Raw genomic sequence first — 16,440 nt, forward strand, 5'->3', positions numbered from 1 at the left:
AGCTAGCATCAAACGACGGGCGGACTTGAAATCCGCAACAGAAATTAAATTCATTCGGATTTGAAATCCGAATGAGCAAACTAGACAAATCAACTGATTATGAATAACGTAAAAGACAAAACCATCTTTATCACCGGCGCATCCGGCGGCATTGGAAAAGCCACCGCACTGGAACTCCTCGAACAGGGAGCAAAGGTGTTCGACTTCAGCCGGACACACCAGCTAGCCGACGAAATCAGTCACGAAAACCTGCGGTCGTTCAAAGGTGATGTCAGCCAGGAAGCCGATGTGCTGGCCGGTTTTGCGGCTTGTGTGGAAGCCTTCGGAACCGTCGATGTGCTGATTAACAACGCCGGCATCGGGCTGCTTTCCACGGACCTTTCGACCACCGACCTCGACACCTACGAACAAATGATGAACACCAACGTTCGGGGCGTTTTTCTGTGCAACCGCGAAGCCCTGAAGGTGATGAAACCCAAAAAACAGGGCCACATCGTGACGGTTATTTCGATGGCGGGCTACCGGACCAATCCAAACGCACCGATCTACTGTGCGTCCAAATTCGGAGCACGCGGACTCAGCAGCGGGCTGGCCGATCAGGTGCAGAAAGAAGGCATCAAAGTCACCGACGTCAACCCCGGCCCAACCGACAGCAACTACTGGGGCGACCGCAAAGTGGCCCGCGAAAAATTCCTGAACGTGGCGGATGTCGCCCGCGTCATCGTCTTCGTGCTGAACCAGCCGGACTACGTCGTCATTCGGGAAATCAATTTTGACAACATGAAATTTTTAGCAGGATGAACACCATCGAATCCAACGGACATAGCCCGGCAAAAACCGCGTCGATTTACCCTATTTCCATTGCCGAAATGCGGGAGCGGTATCTGAAACTCTATACCGGAGCCGTCAACGACGTACTACGGTTTCGCTACACCATGCAGGCCAGCAGTCTGCCCGCGCAGTTTGCGCCCTTGCGGGAAGAAATGAAGCTGGCCGGGCAGGCTTTCACCATTAAAGGCGGGCCCGACATTACGACCGACGGCGAAATGGAAACCCGCGCCGAAATGCTCGAAGCGCTGCACCAGGATTCGGTCGTCGTCTGGGATTGCACCGGCGATACCGTGACCTCACAGTGGGGCGAAGTGATGACGATGGCGGCCCTTCGCGCGGGGTGTCGGGGAGCCATCATCAACGGCATTCGAGACACGCAAGCCATTCTGGAACAGCACTTTCCAGTATTTTTCAAGTATAAGGCCAATACCGGGATGCTGGGCCGGTTTCGCATGTATCATTACCAGAAACCGATCCTGATGGGTGAAGTCGTGGTGCAGCCCGGCGACTGGATTTTTGGCGACATCGACGGCGTTATTTCGGTTCCGCAGGCGATTGCCTACGATGTGTTGCTGGCAGCCGAGGACATTGTCCACAACGAGGTGAACATCAAGGAGATGGTCGTAAGCGGCATGCGACCGACGGAGGTGGTTCGTAACGGCGGCTATTTCTGATGGAAACCGTCGACACCCTGCGTCTGTTTTTGACCGAGTCCGAAAAAGAAGCGATTCTGACCAGCACCGACGCAACGGTCAAGCGGTTTCGGAACGCACTCGAACGGCGGGTCACCGAGCGATTGGCGACACCCGGTTTGCAAGCTGAAAACCCGGCACCTGGCCGGGCCTCGCTGGGTTGGTGGTATCCGGCGGCCGAATACCTGTCCGACGCAGCCATGCAGTATGCCCTCGCCCCTACCGACGAGCTGGCCAACTGGCTGCGGAGCGTGACGCTGTCCATCGCCCGCCGTCCTGCCAGCAACTGGGTCGGCCCGTGGTTTCGGGATCATTCCCAGCCGTTTACGGGTCATCTGGAAACCGCTCACCTCTGTTGGGGCGTGTCGGCGGTGCTGGATCTGGCCGGAACGGTTTTCACCGAAGCGGAATGGGAAGAAGTGGGCGAAGCCTTGTCCGAAAAAGGCATCGTTTTATGCCGCCGGTGGTTGCAAAAAAACAATCACCTGGCCAACTGGCGGGGCATTCTGGCATCCGGGGCGCTGGTGGCTTCGGCTACTTTGGGCCGGGAAGACTGGCTCGACGAATTGACGCCTGAACTGGCGCAGATGGCGCACGCCTTTCAACCTGACGGTTCCTACGGCGAGTCGTTGCAATACGGTAACTACCTGGCGAATGCGCTGATGCTGGCCTACGAGTCGCTGGTTCGGAAATACCCGGTTCACGCCCGGCAACTGGCTATCGACGCCTATGGCCGGGGCATGAGCTGGATGTCGCAGAGCATGTTGTATCGAAAACCGATGGAAAACTGGGGTGACGAACCCCGCGCCCGGGCCATCAATTTCAATGATTCGGCGGCTTTGTTTCGGCCCTCGGGCGATTTACTGCTGCACGTCGCCATCCGTTCCGACAATCCGGTACAGGCGGGTTTGGCGCGCTGGCTGTTTCAGGAATACTACGAACCCTGCCCAACGCAGGGACCGCACGATCTGGCCACGTTCGGCATGCGGAACGACTGGGGTTTTCTGACCCTGCCGCTGTTGATTCCACCAAGCCAAGCCATCAGTCCGCAGAAAACCGGGTTGCCCCTGACAACCTCGTTCAGCAACGGTCATGCGTTTATGCGCGATGCCTGGGATGGCTGCACGGTCGTTGCCATCAACGGCGGTGGCGACGGTTTGCACGGCCCCGGCCACCTGCACGGCGATCTGAACAGTTTCATTTTGGTTCACAACCGCGAACGGCTGTTGGTCGATCCGGGTCATAGCTGCTACCGAAACCTGATTCATGGGCTGGAAAGCAGCACGCAAACCCACAACACCTGTACGTTTCTGGTGGAAAGCGAATCGCTTGGTTTGCAGGAAGACCTCGCGAAAGCGTCCCTGCTCGAACAGAAAAGTGTGCTGCCCCGGCGGTTGCTCGTCAATGGCATTCCCGGCCCACCCATCGACCGGGGCAACCGGCGACGGGTGGTGGAACGCGAGGGGCTGGTTTCCGTCATTGGCTCGGACGTCGGAACTGCTTATGGCTCACCCATTCAACGGTTTACGCGGCTCTGGCTGCTGGCCGGTAGCCATGTTCTCTTCGTCGTGGACCGGATCGAAGCGACGCAACCCGTTACGACGGTCTGGAACTGGCTCGTCAACAACCGCGATGGACAGGCCCGGGTAGACAGTCCGGGCAATGGCCTGACGGTTCGCCGGAATGATGCCGGCATGAAACTGTTCCACACGGGGGCGGGCCGGTCGGGTCATCCGGTCTATGGCTACGTTCACGATGCTTATCACGTTGAACCCGATCAGTTGGGCGAAGGACGACCGGGAAGCGGTTTGCTGTACCGCTGGACCGAGACCAAACCGGCCCTGAACCGAACCGTAGTCCATGCAATAGCCCTCGATGACGCTTTCCAACTGGATCAATGGCAGTTACAATCGAATGATGCGTCTTTTACGCTCACCAACGGACCGCAGCACTGGACGCTCCGGATTCTGGACGAAACCGCCAGCCACCTTTCGCTGACTTCGGGACAGGGGCAACAGTGGACCATTCAGCAACACGATGAAATATATACCTTAACCCGACAATATCCACATGGCTAACCCTCTGAAAATTACGGGCATCGATCACCCCGGCGTAGCGGCTAACGATGTTGAACAACTGGCCGACTGGTACTGCGAGGTCTTTGGCTATGAAAAATGGTTTCGCCACGAAAAACCGGTCTGGATGCTCAAAGCCCCCGACGGGACGCTGCTCGAAGTGATGCCTAAAGACGACACCGTCCGGCCCGAACGCACGACCTGGACACCCGGCTGGTCGCACCTGGCCCTGCGGGTGGCCAATCTGGAGGAAGCCATTGCTTTTTTAGATACCAAAAACGTCGTGTGGGGCGGATCGGTCATCAACGCCATCGGGGGCGGCAAAGTCCGCACGCTCTACGACCCCGACGGCAACATGCTCCAGATTCTCGAGCGAATACCTGGGTGACACTATATGGCATTCACACATTCGCTCATTCACTCATTCACTCATTGAAGGATGAAAGCACTCCATTTTACAGGAAACAAAACATTTGATTTACAGGAGGTTGACCATCAGTCGGTTTTGCCCGGTGAGGTTCGTCTGAAAGTGGCCTACTGTGGCATTTGCGGAACCGACGTGCATATTTACCACGGCGCAATGGCCCAGCGCCTTTCGCTGCCGCAAGTGATCGGCCACGAGGTGTCGGGCGAAATCGACGCGGTGGGCGAAGGCGTTACCGGCTGGCAACCGGGCGACCGGGTGACGGTTCGGCCCCTCAAACCGGGGACGGAAATGCCCGTCGACAACGGCGTTCGGCACATTGGACAGAACCTGAAATTCATCGGTATCGACACGCCGGGCGGGATGCAGCAATACTGGAACGTGCCCGCTTACACGCTCCACCGGCTCCCCGACCAGTTGCCGCTCCCGATCGGCGCCCTGATTGAACCGCTGGCGGTGGCCTGCCACGATGTGCGGCTTGGCGACGTAAAACCGGGGGAAAACGTCGTCATCATTGGCGGTGGTCCCATCGGCATGCTGGTCGCGCTGGTCGCTCAACAGAAAGGTGCTAATGTCCTGATTTCCGAAGTCAACCCGACGCGTCTGCAACTGGCTGAATCGCTGAAACTGGCGACGGTGAACCCCAAGGAAACCGATCTGGTGGCCCGCGTAGAGGAGTTTACGGGTGGCGCGATGGCCGATGTCGTTTTTGAGGTTTCGGGGGTACAGGCGGGGGTGACGGCCATGACCAGTCTGGCGCGGGTACGGGGTCGGATTGTGATGGTTGCCATTCACGCCGAACCCAAAGCCGTCGATCTGTTCCGGTTTTTCTGGCGCGAACTCAAGCTCATCGGTGCCCGGGTTTACGAACCCGAAGACTTCGAAGAGGCCATTGCATTGGCCGCCAGCGGATTGCTGCCTCTTGACGCGCTCATTACGCAGGTTTCTCCCTTAGCCGACGCTCAGGCGGTTTTTGAAACGATCGACAACAATCCGGCCGGGATGAAATACCTGCTGCAATGTGACGTCTAGTCCTTTAGTTACCAACGAAAAAAGCTGCCGGGTAAGGATCGTCGACCAGACGAATCCGTTCTCTTTCTGTTGGGTCAGCCTGGAAACAAATGAGCGTTTTAAACGAAAAATACAGTATAACTGGCGCTCCTGTGAGTTTTATCCCAAAATTAGCCCCATGAAAACATTCGTCAAAGCCGCGGTTTTCACGCTGGTTTTCGGTATTGTCCTGGCGTTCAGGCAGGATGCCCCGCCCCGTTTGCAGCTTTTCCTGCTCATTGGCCAGTCGAACATGGCGGGTCGCGGAGTTCCCGAAGCCGAGGACCAGCAGCCCAATCCGCACATCTGGATGCTGACCAAAGAGCAAACCTGGGTTCCGGCCCGTGACCCGATGCACTTCGACAAACCAGCAGTGATCGGCGTCGGTCCGGGTCTGGCCTTCGCGAAACGGCTGGCCGAAACCGATCCCAGCCTGAACATCGGGCTGGTTCCCTGCGCGGTGGGCGGTTCGGGTATCGATGTCTGGAAACCGGGGGCTTATTACGAACCGACGAAATCCTATCCGTACGACGATGCCATGCGACGGGCGAAAAAAGCGCTTGAAAACGGTCAACTGGCCGGTATTCTCTGGCACCAGGGCGAGTCGGATTCCAAACCGGGCAACACGGCGGTGTATGGTGAAAAACTGGCGGAACTGGTGCAGCGGTTGCGGAAAGAACTGAACGCGCCGAAGGTACCGTTTGTCGTTGGAACGCTGGGAGATTTTGTCGTGAAGCGAAATCCAAATGCCGGTCTGATCAACGAAGCCTTGCAACGGGCCACCAAAACCATCCCCCACTCGTACTATGCCGTTGCCACCGGTTTGACGCACAAGGGCGATTCTACGCATTTCGATACGCCTTCGGCCCGAACGCTGGGCCGCCGGTATGCCGACGTTTTTATTCAGCATAAACTCCTGAAACCCAAACCATGAGTATCTTCTTTCCTTCTCCGGTGCAGCGATGGGTAGCCGTTCTTGTTCTTGTTTTAACGGCTGGCCTGGCCAAAAGCCAGCTCGTGAGTGATTCCGTGTCGATCGAAAGCCATTCCCGAACGTTTCATTTTTTAAAACCGTCGAAGCCGAATGCAACCCTGCTGTTTGTGCTGCACGGTTCGGGCGGGAATGGACCAGGAATCCGGAAAGGTGCCGGGAAGCTGGAAGAAATTGCGCCCGCTGAAAACATCCTGCTGGTGTATCCCGACGGTTATAAAAAATACTGGAACGAATGCCGGAAAACCGCCCAATCGGCGGCTAATCAGGAAAATATCAACGACAATGCGTTTTTTGAGACGATGATCGGGTACTTCCGGAAAAACTACCAGATCGACCCGAAACGTGTTTTTGCGGTCGGCACGTCCGGCGGTGGTCACATGGCCTACAAGCTGGCATTGACGATGCCCGAACAATTCCGGGCCATCACCGCCCTCATTGCCAACCTGCCCGACACGAACAACCTGGATTGTCCGGAAAAACGGATGGCGGTTCCAGTACTGATCGTGAATGGAACGGCAGATCAAACAAATCCGTATGAAGGCGGGGAAGTCAAAACCAACGGGATCAGTCTGGGAATGGTGCGATCGACGGACCGGACGTTCCACTACTGGTCGGAACTGGCCGGTTATGCCCGAAAACCGAAGAAAAGCCGCCTGCCCGATACTGACCCGACCGACGGAAAAACCATTGAGCGATATACCTACAAGCAGAAAGGCAAACCGGAAGTGACCTTGCTGAAAGTGCTGGGAGGAAAGCATGACTACCCCAACGACATCAACGTCTATCTGGAAGCCTGGGCGTTTTTTAAGCGGCAACTAGAGTAGTAAAGATGGGTTAACTAATAACTTTCAGCCCTTCTGAACCGTATTTTTTCACATTCTCATCGTCGCTAATAAATGTGTAATTGGCTTTGAGCGCTTGCCAAATTAAGATCCGATCAAAAGGATCTTTGTGATAATCAGCCGATAATTGGTGAAATGAACTTGTTTCCAAATCAGTAAGTGGAAGTAATTCATAGCCGGATTCAAGGCAAATTTTCGGTAAGTCGTCAGGCCAGAGATCGTCTAACCCTATTTTTCCAGTACGGAATTTGATGGAAATTTCCAAGAAACTCACGGCACTCACGTAGACTTGATTAGCTTCCCGATCCGCCAAAACAGCACGTACACGACTGGATAGTTTAGAAGGTTCAAACAGAACCCAAATCAAGATGTGTGTATCCAGCAGATACTTCATATTTCAAATTCTTCACTGGTCGTTATACCGAAATCATCCCTGAGAAAATATTTTTTTCCTTGCAGGGCTCCCAATTTTCTAGGCTTTATTTCCTCTTCTTTAGGAACCAGAAAAGCCTTAATCTCTTTCTTTTTACCAAAAGTGATGGCCACTTTTGCTCCGGCTTCAACTTCTTTTAAGACTTCAGAAAAATGAGTTTTCAACTCGCCTACACTCATCGTTTTCATAGAACATTATCATTTTTTACTAAACTATATTTTTCTTGCCAACTTGACAAGAAAAGCTCCATTTAGGTTCATATCAAACGCAAAACCTTTGGTTTCAACTCGCCAGTCGCTTGTTGATCTGCCCGGCGGCTTCCCGAACGGCATTGATGATGACGGGGATGCGGTTGGGTGTGTAGCGGCTTTCTGGCAAAAACACGCTCAGACTGGCGACCACCTGCCCGCCTTTCCACAACGGAACGGCAATGCCCACAATGTGTTTGATCGAGCGGGTGATGACCATTTCTTCCCGACGAATCGCGTCCAGAGCCGCCAGAAACTGCTCCCGGGTTTCGACGTTCGGCCAGACCGGTGCAGCCGGCAGCCCAATGGCTTCTACCAGGGCGTCAATTTCTTTCAGGGACAAAAAAGCCACCAGAATGCGCCCGGTAGCGGTCGAATAAATGTCCGATTCGGTGCGGCTTCGTACCTGCAAATCCTGGTCGCTGTTGGCAATATGGAGCAAAAACCGCTTGTTGTTTCGCAGAATACCCAGCAGGGAAGTCTCGTTTAGTTGGGCCGTCAACTCCTCCATGATGTCTCTGGCCGCCAGAACCAGATGTTCATTATACGCCACATTATCAGTCAGTTGGTAGGCCATTGCGCCCAGCCGGTAGCCCTTTCTACGGCCCACGTGATCTAAATATTTTTTATCGACCAAAGTCTTTACAATATTTGCACAGGTAGGCTGATTCAGGCCGACAGCTGCAGCCAGTTCCGTCAGAGTCGTGGGGTCATTCTCTTTCTTGGCCACATACTCTAAAATTTCTAACGCGCGGACAACAACCTGAATCATCATGAGAGGGAATTTGGGGCCGTAATTTACGAATAATTCAACCATCCTGACGTGTTGTGAAAAACCGCTCCTTTTCAATTTCCTCCCTTCGTTCGGTAGCCGCCCGGGCGGGATTAGACTGGTTTTTGCTGGCCCTGCTCAGCATGATCGGTCTGGCGTATCTGTGGCCCACACCCGGCATTCAGGAAGGTCCCTTTTCGCTGTCGAATCTGGCCAATCTGGGCGTTTCGGTCATTTTCTTTTTCTACGGCCTGCGACTCAGTGGCGACAAGCTCCGGGCGGGGCTCAGCAACTGGCAACTCCACGCGACGATCCACCTGACCACGTTTGTGGTTTTTCCGCTGGTGGTCTGGGCAGCCATGTATCTGTTCGGCACCGACGAAACCCGCCTGCTGTGGCTCGGCACATTTTACGTAGCCGCCTTGCCGTCAACGGTTTCGTCGTCGGTGGTGATGGTTTCCATTGCGGGCGGCAACATTCCGGCGGCCATTTTCAACGCCAGCATTTCCAGCCTGATCGGCGTCTTCCTGACGCCCTTGTGGATGGGCCTTTTCCTATCGACCGGTTCGGGTGATTACGATCTGGCGAGTGTCATCGGAAAGCTGGCGTTGCAGGTCATTGCGCCGGTTGTTCTCGGTATTCTACTCAACCGCTGGCTGGGTGCCTGGGCCGAGCGGTATAAAAAAGCGTTGAGTACCTTCGACAAGATTGTCATCCTGATGATCGTCTATACCTCGTTTTGCGAATCCTTCGAGCGCCGGATGTTTCAGAGTCTGACGGTTTCGGATTTGCTGGTACTGGGCACCTGTATGCTCGGTTTGTTTTTTCTGATTTACGGTCTGGTCAATGGCATCAGCCGCCTGCTCGGTTTCAACCGCGCCGACCGGATTACGGCTTTGTTCTGCGGCTCTAAAAAATCACTGGTTCAGGGCAGCGTGATGGTCACGGTTTTGTTTCCGGCCAATGTCGTCGGCATCGCTCTGTTGCCCATCATGATGTACCACGCCCTGCAACTCATTGCCGCCAGTGTGCTGGCCCAGGCCATGGCTCGGCGGGGTGCGTAATGGTCATTCTTCCGGGCAAAAAAACTTTTGCATTTTCTCCCGTACGCCCCCGCAACTTTGCAGAGTCCTTTTAGTTGTAAGGGAATGTCATCTTTTCCCCCACTGGCTGAAAGCGCCCGCTTACGGTATGCCACTTTCTTTTATCTGTATTTTATGCAGGGTATTCCGTCCGGATTTGCCCTCACAGCATTGGCTAACTACCTGATTGGACGAGGATTGCCAGCGGCAGCCGTGGGCAGCTTTGTTTCCATTGTGGGTCTGCCCTGGATTCTGCAACTGGTATGGGGGCCGTTCATCGACCGCTATCGCTATTCGGTGGTGGGGCATTACAAACATTGGATCGTTCTTACCCAATGGGCGGCAGCGGGAGCGTCACTGGTGCTGTTAGTGGTGCAAGATCCGGCGGTTCAGACAGGGTTGCTGGGGACGCTTTTCTTTGCGCATTCGGTGGTGGCGTCTGTGCAGGACGCAAGTGTCGATGCCATGGCAATTCTGATAACGCCCGAACGCGAGCGGGGACGCGTAAATGCCTTCATGCGGGGCGGTCTTCTGCTGGGCATTTCGTTCGGTGCGGCTGCCTTGTCAGTGGTGTTGCATCGCTACGGTTTTCGGGTGGCGGTGGGCGTGCAATCGGCTCTGCTGGTGATTTTTTCACTGCTGTTTTTCGTCACGAAATTACACCGCACCGATCCGCTTTTGCCCCGGTTTGGTCGGCCAGCCACCGGCGGCTCCCGGGCCGAAGAGCGGAGCTTGCGCCACTTGTTTAGTCAATTGGGTGCCGCTTTGATCAACCCACTGAGCCTGCGCATCTTCGGGGTCATCGGGCTATCGTACCTTAGCTTTGCGGTTTTTATCCGATCGCTGAATTTTTACCTGATCCGTACGCTTCATTGGAGTGATCAGGACCTTTCGGTACTTACCGGCGGTTGGGGAAGCCTGACAACTCTGGCCGTTGTGTTTGCCGGCGGTTATCTGGCCGACCGGCTGGGTCCCATTCGTCTGCAAATCCGGGTGTTGCTGGTGCTGGCGTTTTTTTTGATTGGATTCAATGTGCTGCTCTTTACGATGACGAACCGAACGTTGATAACCGCCGGCCTTCTGTTCTGGGGCATTGCTGATCCGCTGTACAGCATTGCCGCTTTTCCCATTTTAATGACGCTTTGCCGGAAAGAAATTGCCGGTTCGCAGTTTACCGCGTATATGGCACTGATCAACCTCTCGGACATTGGCGGAGCCTACGCCAGTGGCTGGTTGCTGGAAGTGGTGCCCGGACCGCTTTTGGGTCTGTCGGCGGGCTTGGTGCTGCTGATTTTGCTGGGATGGCTCGCACGGCTGCAAAACAAAGAAGAAGCGGTTTAGAACATGCCGGACGATAAGCCCTCTTTTCGCTGGCTAATCTGCACTTTCGTCCTTAACTTGAAACCGCATTAAAAAAAGCACCCTTATACGCCCCAATAATGAGAGGAGGTCAACTGGATTTGTACCTGAGCCTGGGTTATTTTCGGATGCATCAGAAGCTGTTTACATGCCGGTATTTGCTTTCCTACGACTCCATTCTGCCCGTTCACTGGCTGCGGTTTACGCTGGCAAAGGTGAATTACGGGAGCAAACAACGCAGTTTGCTGCGACGAAACGAGAAATTTTCGCTAACCGTAAAGCCCTTTGTGCTGACGGAAGAAGCCGAAGAACTTTTTAGCCTGTATCGCGAAACCGTCGACTTTGAAGCCCCGGATTCGGTCGAATTCTGGCTGTTTAATGAGGCCATCTATCCCTACAGCGTGTTTGATACGTACGCCATCGAAGTCCGGGATGGCGAGCGGTTGATTGCGGTTGGCATTTTCGATAAGGGCGACCAAAGCATTGCCGGGATCATGAATTTTTACCACCCCGACTACCGCAAATACAGCTTGGGAAAGTACCTGATGCTGCAAAAAATCAACTACGCCCGGCTTCAGCACATGCAGTTTTACTACCCCGGCTACATTGTCACCAATTACCCCAAATTTGATTACAAACTGTTCCCCGGCGAAGCGGCCAGTGAGGTCTACGATGACAACAGCGGGGATTGGCTTCCGTTCTCCTGGGAAACCGTTCACGCGCTGGCCGCCGTGATTCTGGACGAACCTTAACCAGCCGTTCCCCGGCCACAAAAAAAGCGGATTGCTCCGCTTTTTCAGTCAAGAAAGGGTGGGTATGTAAGCGCTGGAGTTGATGGGAACGAGCCTGCAATGTACAGGACCCGTAAACCAAAAACCGTAAACCGATTTAGTACCGGCGACCGTAATAACCGCGGTCGTTCCGGCGGTATTGTTGTTGGTAAGCAAATAATCTTTCGCGTTGGAATGGCGTCAACACCGACATCATTTCCTGATTTTTCCGACGCAGCGTATATTGGTAGGCCTGTGGGTCCCGGCGTCGGGCGGCTTCCATTTCGCGGTAATCATACCGGTCTTCGATGCGCTTCAACTCCCGTTCCTGACGACGGGACAGACCGACGATGGCATCCAGGCGGTCAATTTTAATGTCTTCCTGAATATCGTCCCGGCGTTGGTTATCATAGCGGCCATTGCCGTAGCGATCGTTGTCGTAGCGCGGGTTGGGGGCCGGGTAGCGGTCGTTGTCGTATCCGCGTTGGGCCATAACAGTTCCGGTGCTTAAAAAGGCTAAGGTGACGAGGGTGATGATGGTCGTTTTCATGGTTGGTCGTTTTTATTTGTTGTAATATGCCTCTTAGAGGGGCAACCCCGGCCAACGTTTAATGCGGTTTTATTTATTTCTTTCTCCCCCCGCCTTTTATCGACCAATGGCCTTTTTTTGCCGATAAATTCTATTTTTTAATCGATCAATCTTATTTTACCCCTTCATTCCGCTGGTTTCTCCGTGTACTCGTACGCAAGAATACCGCCGGGCAACAACATTCCGTTCCGAAGCGGGTTGAATAAAGAAGGACTGAAAGACAAACGAACCATGAGATTATCCAACACAAATAGAATGGGGCTGTGGGGATTAGCGGGCATTGGTGTCGCGGTGGCGGCCAAAACGCTGATCGATCAATGGCGCAAAACCGACTTTCGGGGCAAAACCGTTGTCATCACGGGCGGTTCGCGCGGGCTGGGACTGGTGCTGGCGCGGGAATTTGCGCAGGAAGGTGCCAACCTGGCCATTTGCGCCCGCGACCCGGAAGAGCTGGAACGCGCCAAAGCCGACCTCGAACTGAATGGCGGTACGGTTTTTACCTACGCCTGTGATGTCACTGAGAAAGCGCAGGTCGTAGCCTTCATTCAGGCCGTTCAGCAGGAAGTGGGGCCGGTGGACGTGCTGGTGAACAACGCCGGAACGATTCTGGTGACACCCATCGAACACGCAACAGAAGCCGACTTTCGGGAAGTGATGGAAACCAATTTCTGGGCGGCTTTTCACACCATCAACGCGGTGCTGCCCCAGATGCGCGAACGCCGGTCGGCGGGGGGACGCATCATCAACATAGCGTCGTTCGGCGGAAAAGTGGCTTTTCCGCACCTGCTGCCCTATTCGACCAGTAAATTTGCGTTAGTCGGTTATTCGGAAGGACTCCGGGCCGAACTGATCAAAGACGGTATTTATGTCACCACCGTTTGCCCCGGTTTGATGCGAACCGGAAGCCCGCGAAATGCCCTCTTCAAAGGCCAAAACGAAAAAGAATATGCGTGGTTCAAGATCGGCGACTCCCTGCCGGTTTTGTCGAAGAGCGCGGAAGAAAGTGCCCGGCAAATTCTGGAAGCCTGCCGGTATGGCCGCGCCGAACTGATCATTTCACTGCCCGCCAAAGTTGCAGCCGCCGTACACGGGTTGTTTCCGGGGCTGACGGCCGAAGTGCTGTCGGTCATCAATTTGTTACTCCCGGCACCCGGCGGCATTGGCGAACAACGGGCCAAAGGAAAAGACAGCGAATCATCCCTGAGCCGCTCGGTTTTCACAACCCGGACCGACGACGCTGCGGAAGCGAACAATCAATATGCCTGGTAACTTCTTTTCGGTTGCGGCTTCAGGAATGCTTTGTCTTTGTTCAACTTATCGGTAAGTTGCTGGAAAAAGCATTCCTGAACCGTTCATGAAAACGTCACTGGTTTCCGCCCTTGCCATCCTGTTCGCCGTCTGCATCGCCTTTCCGGCCACCAGCCAGTCCGTCGCTACCAAAAAAGGGACCGCCGAACGCATCAAAGTTCACGGCAAAGGCCTGGAAGGCAATCTTTCCGGCGATTCGCCCGACCGCGATGTGTCGGTTTATTTGCCACCCAGTTACAAAACCGACAAAAACCGCCGGTATCCGGTTTTGTATCTGCTGCACGGTTTTACGGATAATGACGCCCAGTGGTACGGTTTTACCAAACACTGGATCAACCTGCCGGAAGTAGTCGACAAAGCCTTGTCGGACCCCGCCGTGCGCGAAATGATCATTGTCACGCCCAATGCGTATACCAGGTTTTTTGGAAGTTTTTACTCCAATTCAGTCACCACCGGCAACTGGGAAGACTACGTAGCGAAGGAACTGGTGGGCTACATCGATAGCCATTACCGGACTATTCCCACTGCCGCCAGCCGCGGGTTAAGCGGGCATTCGATGGGTGGTTACGGCACCATGCGGATCGGTCAGAAATACCCGGATATTTTTTCCAGCATCTACCTGCTGAGTCCCTGCTGTATGAGCGCCAACCTCACCCAAAACCGGAACGAAGCGGCTGCGGGCCGGATGGAAGCCATCAAAAGTATGGAAGAACTGGAGAAAGCCGATTTTGGCACCAAGGCGGCTTTTTCAACGGCTGCGGCTTGGGCTCCTAACCCGACCAAACCGCCTTTTTATCTGGATTTGCCGGTCAAGGACGGACAGCCCCAGCCGGGCATTCTGGCGAAACTGGCGGCCAATGCCCCGCTGTCCGGCATTGACCAGTCGATTTCGAACCTGAAAAAACTGCACGCCATTGCCTTCGATGCCGGCTCGAAAGACGTTAGCATTGCCGCCAACAACAAAGTGCTGGACGGCGTTCTGAATGATTACCAGATCAAGCACACCTACGAAGAATACGAGGGTGACCACATCAACCGGATTGGCGAACGCATCGGGACCAAAGTGTTGCAGTTCTTTTCGGCCAATCTATCGTTCGATCAACCGAAGCGTCGTTAGGATTTCCTGATGGGAACACGAATGAAACGGATGGAACGGATCAAAAACGGATTTTAATCTTCGCTAATCCGTTCCATCCGTGTTCCTAACAAGTAAGTAGCCCATCTCTTATTTTTGCGTCGAATCCTTTTTCAGTTCCCGGTAATCCTGACGGGCGGAATCCAGTTCAGCCTGTTCTTCCTGAACTTCACTGCTGTCTCCTTCCTGCTGGGCCTCAATTACATCCTTGTATTCATCGCCGACTTGCTCGGCTTTATTTTCGGTTTTGGAGTCACAGGCCAACTGCGTGGTGGCTGTGAGCAGGGCCAGCGAAAGCCCCCATATCCATGGTTTCGTTTTCATACGTTGAAGATTGTTCTTTCGAAAAGAACCACTTGCGGGTTGGTTTGTTTGAAAAATCCTGGTGATGGCACCGCGTCACTGTCGTAGCGTTGTAATTTTCAGGCCATCGACTGGTTGGCTGCGGCCTGGATACCGTGATCCGGTCAATGCCGACGTACCCAGTTTTCCAGGGCTGGCAAGGGGCCTTCAAAACGGCCGGGGCCGCAGATGGCTTCCCCCTTTCCGGCCTGAAGGTCGAGCACCAACTCGCAGGAAACCCAACCCGGATACCGGCGAACCGTCAGTTGAACAACCGAATCACTGAGCCACGTAACCGGCCCGGCACTCCAGACATCGCCCCGCAAGTCGAAAAGCACCAAGTCATCCGCCACCCGGAAGATGCCCGGCACTTCGACCCAGTGGCTCATTCGAACTTCAAAAACATCGAACCGGATGGTATAAGTCCCCTCGGGCGATAACGATTCGTCTTTCATCGATTCCGGCAAAAACTGCGTGGGTAAAGTAAATGAGACCAATTGATCCGGCTTCAAAAGCCATGTTACCATTTATTGCGAACAGACACAAAGATGCGGTTAAAAAGTTGGAGAAATGGTACGAAAAACTTATCATTGAATCACTATTCTACGCTTTTTGTCCAGAATTTATAAGCCAATCGTTTGATCGTCAAGCGAAATCCTGCCTTTTTCATCCCGGTAGTGCCGCGAATGCAAACCTAAAAATTACGATTTCTCTGAGCCCTATTTTGAAATGTAACCCGTTTGAAAATGCCGATTCACGTATTGGTCATCGAAGATGAAGCACAAATCCGGAAAAACTTACAGGAAATGCTGGTCATGCGGGGCTATGAAGTGACAGCCGCTGCCAACGGTCAGGGAGGCATCGCCGAGGCCATTCAGCAGCCCCCGGATGTAATTCTGTGCGATATTATGATGCCGAAACTGGATGGCTACAAGGTTCTGGAATCGATCCGTACCAACCCGACCTTAGCCCATGTTCCGTTTATATTCCTGACCGCAAAAGCCGACATGGCCGACCTGCGCCGGGGCATGACGCTGGGCGCGGATGACTACCTTGCCAAACCTTTTGGCATGAAAGAACTGGTGGCCGCCATCGAGAGCCGGCTCAAACGGCAGCAACAGAAACAGCAAGCTCCCCCGCCAACTCTGTTTATGAAAACCATCCAGGGGCACGATGAACGAGGGCATATGGTGCTTCAAACTGAGGACTGTCTGTATTTTTTCATCCGGAACAAAAAGAATTTTGTACGACACCTGCTGGGCACGTTTCAAATTCATGTCCCATTTGAGAAGTTAGCGACCGATCTGGACCCGAGCCTTTTTTTCAGGGCCAATCGAAACAGCATTATTCATCGGAAAACCGTCCAGAAATACGCGTATTGGGAAAATGGCAAATATTGTCTGTTTCTGCTGATCGATGGTCAACCTCTGGAAGCCATTCTGCCCAGAGCGCGGTATAATTCGTTTAAAAAGTGGCTGGCCGAATAGTCCGCCC

At 54.0% G+C, this 16,440-nt stretch carries 20 protein-coding genes; 14 read left to right on the top strand and 6 right to left on the bottom strand.

Translation table 11 applies throughout. The features are described 5' to 3' along the window. Window positions 1-99 precede the first annotated feature (99 nt). The 7 genes from ACS5NO_RS15590 (at window position 100) to ACS5NO_RS15620 (ending at window position 6,890) form a co-directional block, all read left to right on the top strand. Window positions 100-801 (top strand): SDR family oxidoreductase, encoded by a 702-nt coding sequence (locus tag ACS5NO_RS15590; protein WP_439416019.1) that lies wholly within the window; start codon window positions 100-102, stop codon window positions 799-801. After that, the gene (locus tag ACS5NO_RS15595) at window positions 798-1,505 is read left to right on the top strand and encodes an RraA family protein (RefSeq protein WP_439416020.1); all 708 of its coding nucleotides are present in this window, start codon (window positions 798-800) and stop codon (window positions 1,503-1,505) included. The genes ACS5NO_RS15590 and ACS5NO_RS15595 overlap by 4 nt, the downstream gene beginning before the upstream one ends. Continuing rightward, on the top strand, window positions 1,505-3,601 hold the full coding sequence (locus ACS5NO_RS15600) for a heparinase II/III domain-containing protein (RefSeq protein ID WP_439416021.1): 2,097 nt from the start codon (window positions 1,505-1,507) through the stop codon (window positions 3,599-3,601). The genes ACS5NO_RS15595 and ACS5NO_RS15600 overlap by 1 nt, the downstream gene beginning before the upstream one ends. Continuing rightward, window positions 3,594-3,986, top strand: coding sequence for a VOC family protein (locus ACS5NO_RS15605; RefSeq protein WP_439416022.1), 393 nt, complete (start codon window positions 3,594-3,596; stop codon window positions 3,984-3,986). Before ACS5NO_RS15600 ends, ACS5NO_RS15605 begins: the two co-directional genes overlap by 8 nt. Window positions 3,987-4,037: 51 nt before the next feature. Then, on the top strand, window positions 4,038-5,054 hold the full coding sequence (locus ACS5NO_RS15610) for a zinc-dependent alcohol dehydrogenase (protein ID WP_439416023.1): 1,017 nt from the start codon (window positions 4,038-4,040) through the stop codon (window positions 5,052-5,054). Window positions 5,055-5,211: 157 nt separating this feature from the next. After that, window positions 5,212-6,006, top strand: coding sequence for a sialate O-acetylesterase (locus ACS5NO_RS15615; protein WP_439416024.1), 795 nt, complete (start codon window positions 5,212-5,214; stop codon window positions 6,004-6,006). Continuing rightward, window positions 6,003-6,890, top strand: coding sequence for a CE1 family esterase (locus ACS5NO_RS15620; protein ID WP_439416025.1), 888 nt, complete (start codon window positions 6,003-6,005; stop codon window positions 6,888-6,890). Before ACS5NO_RS15615 ends, ACS5NO_RS15620 begins: the two co-directional genes overlap by 4 nt. A gap of 10 nt (window positions 6,891-6,900) precedes the next feature. Here ACS5NO_RS15620 and ACS5NO_RS15625 read toward each other — a convergent pair whose 3' ends face one another. The 3 genes from ACS5NO_RS15625 to ACS5NO_RS15635 all read right to left on the bottom strand — a co-directional run bounded on the left by ACS5NO_RS15625 (window position 6,901) and on the right by ACS5NO_RS15635 (window position 8,361). Then, window positions 6,901-7,302 (bottom strand): type II toxin-antitoxin system VapC family toxin, encoded by a 402-nt coding sequence (locus ACS5NO_RS15625; RefSeq protein WP_439416026.1) that lies wholly within the window; start codon window positions 7,300-7,302, stop codon window positions 6,901-6,903. Beyond that, window positions 7,299-7,529 carry a type II toxin-antitoxin system Phd/YefM family antitoxin gene (locus ACS5NO_RS15630; RefSeq protein WP_150880116.1) on the bottom strand — a complete coding sequence of 77 codons (231 nt, stop codon included), beginning with the start codon at window positions 7,527-7,529 and terminating at the stop codon, window positions 7,299-7,301. The genes ACS5NO_RS15625 and ACS5NO_RS15630 overlap by 4 nt, the downstream gene beginning before the upstream one ends. 94 nt (window positions 7,530-7,623) lie before the next feature. Further along, window positions 7,624-8,361, bottom strand: coding sequence for an IclR family transcriptional regulator (locus ACS5NO_RS15635; protein ID WP_439416027.1), 738 nt, complete (start codon window positions 8,359-8,361; stop codon window positions 7,624-7,626). A 56-nt stretch (window positions 8,362-8,417) separates the two neighbouring features. Here ACS5NO_RS15635 and ACS5NO_RS15640 point away from each other — a divergent pair, with 56 nt between their 5' ends. From ACS5NO_RS15640 to ACS5NO_RS15650, 3 genes are all read left to right on the top strand, one after another. Beyond that, on the top strand, window positions 8,418-9,425 hold the full coding sequence (locus ACS5NO_RS15640; protein ID WP_439416028.1) for a bile acid:sodium symporter family protein: 1,008 nt from the start codon (window positions 8,418-8,420) through the stop codon (window positions 9,423-9,425). 84 nt (window positions 9,426-9,509) lie between these two features. After that, window positions 9,510-10,784: an MFS transporter gene (locus ACS5NO_RS15645; protein WP_439416029.1), complete on the top strand. Its 1,275-nt coding sequence runs from the start codon at window positions 9,510-9,512 to the stop codon at window positions 10,782-10,784. A 98-nt stretch (window positions 10,785-10,882) separates the two neighbouring features. After that, window positions 10,883-11,554 carry a GNAT family N-acetyltransferase gene (locus ACS5NO_RS15650; RefSeq protein WP_439416030.1) on the top strand — a complete coding sequence of 224 codons (672 nt, stop codon included), beginning with the start codon at window positions 10,883-10,885 and terminating at the stop codon, window positions 11,552-11,554. A 136-nt stretch (window positions 11,555-11,690) separates the two neighbouring features. Here ACS5NO_RS15650 and ACS5NO_RS15655 read toward each other — a convergent pair whose 3' ends face one another. Beyond that, window positions 11,691-12,122 carry a hypothetical protein gene (locus ACS5NO_RS15655; protein ID WP_439416031.1) on the bottom strand — a complete coding sequence of 144 codons (432 nt, stop codon included), beginning with the start codon at window positions 12,120-12,122 and terminating at the stop codon, window positions 11,691-11,693. Window positions 12,123-12,392: 270 nt separating this feature from the next. Between ACS5NO_RS15655 and ACS5NO_RS15660 the strand changes: the two genes are divergently transcribed. Beyond that, the gene (locus ACS5NO_RS15660; protein WP_439416032.1) at window positions 12,393-13,430 is read left to right on the top strand and encodes an SDR family NAD(P)-dependent oxidoreductase; all 1,038 of its coding nucleotides are present in this window, start codon (window positions 12,393-12,395) and stop codon (window positions 13,428-13,430) included. 85 nt (window positions 13,431-13,515) lie between these two features. Further along, the gene (locus ACS5NO_RS15665) at window positions 13,516-14,586 is read left to right on the top strand and encodes an alpha/beta hydrolase (RefSeq protein ID WP_439416033.1); all 1,071 of its coding nucleotides are present in this window, start codon (window positions 13,516-13,518) and stop codon (window positions 14,584-14,586) included. A 108-nt stretch (window positions 14,587-14,694) separates the two neighbouring features. On the opposite strand, the gene ACS5NO_RS15670 is transcribed toward ACS5NO_RS15665, so the two are convergent. Then, window positions 14,695-14,928 carry a hypothetical protein gene (locus tag ACS5NO_RS15670; RefSeq protein ID WP_439416034.1) on the bottom strand — a complete coding sequence of 78 codons (234 nt, stop codon included), beginning with the start codon at window positions 14,926-14,928 and terminating at the stop codon, window positions 14,695-14,697. A 143-nt stretch (window positions 14,929-15,071) separates the two neighbouring features. Then, window positions 15,072-15,401 (bottom strand): hypothetical protein, encoded by a 330-nt coding sequence (locus ACS5NO_RS15675; RefSeq protein ID WP_439416035.1) that lies wholly within the window; start codon window positions 15,399-15,401, stop codon window positions 15,072-15,074. Between the two features lie 32 nt (window positions 15,402-15,433). Here ACS5NO_RS15675 and ACS5NO_RS15680 point away from each other — a divergent pair, with 32 nt between their 5' ends. Both ACS5NO_RS15680 and ACS5NO_RS15685 read left to right on the top strand, forming a co-directional pair. Further along, a complete protein-coding gene (locus tag ACS5NO_RS15680) occupies window positions 15,434-15,724 on the top strand; it encodes a hypothetical protein (RefSeq protein ID WP_439416036.1) in 291 nt (96 codons plus the stop codon). After that, window positions 15,693-16,433, top strand: coding sequence for a response regulator (locus ACS5NO_RS15685; RefSeq protein WP_439416037.1), 741 nt, complete (start codon window positions 15,693-15,695; stop codon window positions 16,431-16,433). Before ACS5NO_RS15680 ends, ACS5NO_RS15685 begins: the two co-directional genes overlap by 32 nt. Window positions 16,434-16,440 lie beyond the last annotated feature (7 nt).

Source organism: Larkinella fluvii (assembly GCF_051857545.1).
GTDB lineage: Bacteria > Bacteroidota > Bacteroidia > Cytophagales > Spirosomataceae > Larkinella.